Consider the following 579-nt stretch of genomic DNA (forward strand, 5'->3'; position numbering starts at 1 on the left):
GGGCCCATGCGCTGATGCGCGAACAGATGGATCGCGAACTGACGGTGCAATACCTGTGCCTGGCGACCGGGTTGAATGAATTCAAGCTCAAGCAGGGCTTTCGCGCGCTGTACGGCAACAGCCCGATGCGGCTGCTGACCGAGATGCGCATGCGCCGCGCCTGGGAGTTGCTGGAGACCGGCTGCCAGGTGGCGCAGGCGGCGTACCGGGTCGGCTACCGCCACCCGGCCAATTTCAGCGCTGCGTTTACCCGCTTCCATGGCCGCGCGCCGAAGTCGGTGTTTGGCAAGCGGCGTTGATGCGGCGCGCAACGATGCCGTTGGCCCCTGGCCGCTCTAGTGCGCCACCCGCATCCGCCGCCGCGACACGCTTTCCCACCCGGCCACCAGCATCATGATCAACGTCGTCAGGCCGCCCACCATCAGGTTGTCGGTGACGAACGCGATCGGCGCCAGGATGGCCAGCAGCGCGAGGCCCACCACATGTGACAGCGGGAAGCGGCCATACACCACCGTCTTGTAGATGCCGTTGCCCAGCAGGTACAACGCCGGGCCGCCGAGCAGCGCGGCCGCCGCCGCC

Annotated in this window: 2 protein-coding genes; one reads left to right on the forward strand and one right to left on the reverse strand. The window is 67.7% G+C overall.

Annotation, left to right across the window (positions count from 1 at the left end; genetic code table 11):
- Positions 1–299, forward strand: a 299-nt coding sequence (locus tag DNK89_RS23730; RefSeq protein WP_153064344.1) for a helix-turn-helix transcriptional regulator, incomplete at its 5' end; no start/stop codon positions are given.
- 36 nt (positions 300–335) lie between these two features.
- Here the strand turns inward: DNK89_RS23730 and DNK89_RS23735 are convergent.
- Positions 336–579, reverse strand: a 244-nt coding sequence (locus DNK89_RS23735) for a low temperature requirement protein A (RefSeq protein ID WP_161958986.1), incomplete at its 5' end; no start/stop codon positions are given.

Source organism: Acidovorax sp. ST3 (assembly GCF_003231145.1).
Classification (GTDB): Bacteria; Pseudomonadota; Gammaproteobacteria; order Burkholderiales; family Burkholderiaceae_C; genus Acidovorax.